We start from the raw sequence: 4,689 nt of genomic DNA on the forward strand, positions 1-4,689 counted from the left end.
ACGCCCCGTCCTGGCCCGTCACACCCGTGATCAGCGCGCGCTTGCCCGTCATCAAACCGTCCCATCCCAACGATGAACGGCTGCTACGACCCGGGTTCCATCCACGTCAAGCAGCGAGGTCCGGCGCACCCACGGGCCTATGGGCCAACGTTTGGCGGATGACCATACGTGTTCGTTCCCGGGAAGGCGAGCCAACCAAGCGCACCAATCCCTACGCCCGGGCGGGAATGCGCAACCAAAGCTCCGTCCCTTGCGGAACCGCTAACGCCACCGGGCGCGGGCAGCGGACAGCTTCGCCGAGGCTCCGCCGCGCCACCCGGGCCAGCCCCGATCCCCGCTCGCTCGGGCTTGATTTCAGCCGGCAAGCCAGCCGAAACCCGCTCGACCCTCCGAAGCCGACCGAGACCCGATATTTACGGCTGGCCTGCGCTTCGATAGGGCAGGCCACCCGGCCCCCACTCGTTCGCCGCGCCATCCCGCCTCGGACAGTCTCCGCGAAAAAAGGCGAGACGCAACCGTCATGTTGTCGGCACTGAAATCGAGCTCCCAGCATGGCATCGTCGTCGATCCATCGACGCGCGAGCTTCGTCATGCCAGTCTCATGTCCGATGGTATCGCCTTCTTCGCCTGGATCAGCACCGATCGGCGCAGAGCGCTCGGCTTTGCGGAGGATCTAAAACCAATCGTTGTCCCAGAGGACGGGGCGCCGCATGCAGTCCTGCCGCTCCGGTGCGCCACGCTGGACCGCGCCATCGTCCTCAAGCTTTTCGACGGCTCCTTGGCCGGCCAAGGCACCCTGGGCGAGCCGATACGCTTTGGCTCCGGATGGCCATCCCTATGGCAATGCCAACCTGTGGCCGACAAGGACCTTCCGGCGGATATCGCTCGTTTGATGCCGTCCTTGCACACCGTGAGCTTGATGACCCCTGGCGACGATTTGATACGCTTGAGCCGCGTCGCTCCGCATCCTGAGACGACCGCGTTGGCCAGAGCAATTCTCAGATTCTGCTCGCACGACGAGACCGTTCAGGCTGTGGCCGAGGCGGCTGCCGGACAGAATTACCCTTCCTTGTTCGACGCGTTTCGGGAGCGTCTGCTTCCTCATGCATACGATCTGAGAGCTTTTCATCCGCTTATCGATTGGGGCGGCCCCGCAGATTGCGTGCGCGCTGGGGCGCATACTTATGGCAGCCCACGAATACTCTATTATCCTCCAGCAACTGTCAGCTTCGGCCGCTACTGTTCTATTGCCGAGGATGTGACGATCATTTTGGCCAACCATGTTATGAGCGGCGCAACCACGTACCCGTTCAAATTGGAACAATACCGGTGGCCTTCACAGATTGCACGCAACATCCGAGACTTCGTAGCCAGGGATGTCGTCGTCGGTCATGATGTCTGGATCGGCCGGGGCACGACGATCCTCTGTGGTGCCCGTATCGGAGACGGTGCCATCATAGGCGCGGACTGCGTCATACGTGGCACGATTCCACCGTATTCCGTTGTGGTGGGCAATCCCGGAACGGTCATTCGTTACCGCTACGAGCCCGCGATCATCGAGCGCTTCCTCAAGCTGCGATGGTGGGATTGGCCGGATTGGAAGGTCGATCGCCACAGCGTCAGGATGCTTTCGGCGGATCCCGTGGCGTTTCTCGAGGCGGCTGAAGCGGACAACACCTAGCGCGCGCTCAGCCGAAGTGGACGCCGGCTCGGCGCAGGAGAGCGCGTCAAAACACGGGCTTGGAGACGTGTGCGCTTGCAATGCGATCGGGCACAGCCCCAGACGGTCGACACCGGCTGGCAGACCAGACCGCCATGATCCTTCGCATAGCTGCCATCCTGACGGATGCGCTGACAGGATCGATCCTACGGCGGATCTTCGCCGCAGAGCTGTTCGGGGCAGAGCTGTTCGGGATTGCAAGACGGCCGGGCGCGACTCTGAGATCTCGCACGGGTCCGCTCTGTTGACGCCGAACCGGCGTCCGCTTCGCCGGAGCGCGCTCTAGCGCAAGGTAGCCCCCCCGGCGGAACTCGATAGGGCATCGCTGCCGCCCTGGACACCGGCGGTGCCGAGCGGATTGCCGCGGGTGTCGGAATTGAGGTTGGTATCCTGTTGGGTCAGCCCATTCGGCGCGGGATCGAAGGGCTGGACCGGATTGATGGCTTGCAGCCCGCCCCCGAACGGCACCACCAACCTGTTGGGTCGGACGGAATCCTCGCACAGACCCTGGCAAATCGGCTCGACCAAGTCTGTCGGCTGGCAGATCGCCCGCATCACGCCCTTGATACAGGCACATCGGCAGGCCGCCCATGCCTCGCTCGGCAGCAGCAGGACAGCGCAGAGCAAGAATATCGACCGCATGGCGGATCGCCCCTGGTGAAGCCGCCTCAACCCCGCGGCGTCCGTATCGTAACAGGCTCGCGGACCAGTCGCGAGCCGCCCGGGATGACGTCGCGGATGCCGTCCCTGACGGTCGGCGGCCTCGGAGGGGTCGCCGCGCTCATGCGTCCGCGGCGGATTCCTGATCGTCGCTCGCGTCGTCCGGGAACGAGTCGAGGTCGGGAACCGCATCCGAAGGGGCCGAGAAGAAGTCTCCCTTGCGGACAGCCTCGCCGCCAGTCACCATCATGCTCAGGTAGGTGTTCAGCGTGTTCGGCGCGACGTCGGACAATCGCTCGGCGATCTCGGCGTGCGACAGGCCTTGCGGCCCCGCCGTACTGAGGAGCGCCTTCAGGCGGCCCTTGGCCGAGTTCGCCCGCGGGCCGCGGGCACCGCGCCGCCCGCCCGACTGGTGCGAGGCGCGCTCGCCGGCGGAGGCGCGCGGGCTATCCGACAGATGGCGAACCGCGCTGTCCTCGAGCGGAACGCCCTCCACGATCGAAGTCAAAGCCGCTTCGGCAGCACGGAGTTTCGTCAGTTCCGCCGCGATCCGATCATAGTCGCCCTGAAGGGCGGCCCTGCGCGCACGAACGTCGACCAGGGCCTTCGTCAGGGTGTTGTCCTCGCTCACAGGACGGCCTCATGCTTGGGTGTCGCTTCCGATGCAGGTCATACGTCATAGGCCCATGCCAACGTCAACCGCGCACAAGCCCAACCCACGCCATCCGAATCCGCCTTCGCTGCACGATCGCTCGGTTGCAATTTGGGCGCTCGATGGCCTAGACACATCGGGAAATGCGTCGGTCAAGTCGGAAGCCGCCAACGCATTATCTGAATGCGCGAATCCCCGAATTCCATCCTAGCGATGCCGCACCTGCTCGGATCGAAGGTGGGAGCTTCATGATAGTTATGGTGGCCAGCGAATCTGTTGCCGCAGCTGCCCTGGGGTCGGCGAACACGCACAAACGAACGCTGCCGGGCACGCAATGCGATTAAATATCATCGATAACGGGGAAAACAATATCGTCGACATTGATGCCCGAGATCAAGAAGATCAAGCCGGGAAAATTTATATCAACGGCGATAATAACTATATCCGAATCGGCCGCGGCTGCGTTTCGGATAAGGATATGCACATCGTCATCGAGTCGAATTGCCGGTTCGACGTAGGCGAGAATGTCCGGCTTGGGATGGCCAATATCTATATCGGCCCGAGTTCGGCGCTCCGCATCGGCGATCGAACGGGCTTCACCGGGTTGGTCCATCTCCACCTGATCGAAGCCAAGGCGATCGAGATCGGCATGGAATGCTCGATCGCGTCGGGGGTCTGGATGACGACGAGCGACTTCCACTCGATCATCGATCGGGAAACCGGGGCTCGGCTGAACCCGGCCAGGTCTGTCCACATCGGCAATCATGTCTGGATCGCCAACCAGGCCTCACTTCTGAAAGGCTCGTCGGTGGGCGACAACGCGGTCGTCGGTGCCCACGCCGTCGTGACCGGACTCGTGCCCCCGCATTGCGTCGTGGCTGGCAATCCGGCCCGTGTGGTACGGGACGATATCACGTGGCGCTCCGATCTGATTTGAACCGTCCGCCGGCTGGCGAGGGCGAGGTGCGCGTCGGCAGGGAGCCTCCGGCGGGGCGCATCCTACGGGCAAGCAGGTGGCGTGTCGGTTCGGGGCGGAGGAGACCGTCATGTTTACCCGGCCCGCACGTTCCGTTAGGGCGATGAATCGCGGCCAAAGCCCTCGTTCGGCACGGATGCCGATCATGAGACCGACCGTGCGCAGGGAAGCTCGTCCGAGCCTCGGATCACCGACCGCTCGTGCGTCCCGCGGAACCGGTCGCTTCCGTCACAGGGCGGCGGGGGGCCGTAGCGTTCGCTGATCGGAAGCCGGTCTGAGGCGCGCGCCGGACGCCGCTCGGTTCGGGACGACGGGGCGGCGGAGGGGGCTGAGAGAACGGTGTGTTGAGATTGGTGCTGTGACGAGGCTGTACGGTCTGTACCACCGCTGGGCGGGCGCGAGCGCGGTCCGGGCGAGCCGGAACCCGCTGATCCGGATCCTGGCCCGCGGCGGCCTGCCCCCGGCCGACGACCTCGCCACCGCCGACGCCCAGATCGCCGCGCTCACCCCGCATTTCGACGCCGCCTTCTACGCCACGTGGTACGGCATCACCGCCGACCCGGTGCGCGACTACCTCGTCACCGGATGGCGCCAGGGCCGCGATCCCCGGCCCGACTTCGCCTCCGCCGACTACCTCGCCGCACACCCCCACCTCGCCCGCGCCGGCATCAACCCGTTCCT

4 protein-coding genes and 1 pseudogene are annotated in these 4,689 nt (G+C 64.7%); 3 read left to right on the top strand and 2 right to left on the bottom strand.

Annotated features, from left to right (window positions below):
* The first annotated feature begins 520 nt into the window (after positions 1 to 520).
* Positions 521 to 1,681, top strand: a complete 1,161-nt coding sequence (locus BLQ49_RS28665; RefSeq protein ID WP_091723060.1) for a CatB-related O-acetyltransferase — start codon at positions 521 to 523, stop codon at positions 1,679 to 1,681.
* A gap of 321 nt (positions 1,682 to 2,002) precedes the next feature.
* Here the strand turns inward: BLQ49_RS28665 and BLQ49_RS28670 are convergent, their stop codons facing one another.
* Positions 2,003 to 2,362: a hypothetical protein gene (locus BLQ49_RS28670; RefSeq protein ID WP_208859132.1), complete on the bottom strand. Its 360-nt coding sequence runs from the start codon at positions 2,360 to 2,362 to the stop codon at positions 2,003 to 2,005.
* Between the two features lie 139 nt (positions 2,363 to 2,501).
* Positions 2,502 to 3,011 (bottom strand): hypothetical protein, encoded by a 510-nt coding sequence (locus BLQ49_RS28675; protein ID WP_091723063.1) that lies wholly within the window; start codon positions 3,009 to 3,011, stop codon positions 2,502 to 2,504.
* 355 nt (positions 3,012 to 3,366) lie between these two features.
* Between BLQ49_RS28675 and BLQ49_RS28680 the strand changes: the two genes are divergently transcribed.
* Both BLQ49_RS28680 and BLQ49_RS28685 read left to right on the top strand, forming a co-directional pair.
* A complete protein-coding gene (locus BLQ49_RS28680) occupies positions 3,367 to 3,969 on the top strand; it encodes an acyltransferase (protein WP_091723065.1) in 603 nt (200 codons plus the stop codon).
* Positions 3,970 to 4,366: 397 nt separating this feature from the next.
* Positions 4,367 to 4,689: pseudogene (locus BLQ49_RS28685) on the top strand (hypothetical protein); the annotation flags it as partial.

It is taken from the genome of Methylobacterium phyllostachyos, assembly GCF_900103445.1.
Lineage (GTDB): Bacteria > Pseudomonadota > Alphaproteobacteria > Rhizobiales > Beijerinckiaceae > Methylobacterium > Methylobacterium phyllostachyos.

Excerpts from the sequence above, each read along its gene's own strand:
- BLQ49_RS28665 (WP_091723060.1), top strand. The coding sequence starts at position 521 with ATGTTGTCGGCACTGAAATCGAGCTCCCAGCATGGCATCGTCGTCGAT.
- BLQ49_RS28670 (WP_208859132.1), bottom strand. The coding sequence starts at position 2,362 with ATGCGGTCGATATTCTTGCTCTGCGCTGTCCTGCTGCTGCCGAGCGAG.
- BLQ49_RS28680 (WP_091723065.1), top strand. The coding sequence starts at position 3,367 with ATGCGATTAAATATCATCGATAACGGGGAAAACAATATCGTCGACATT.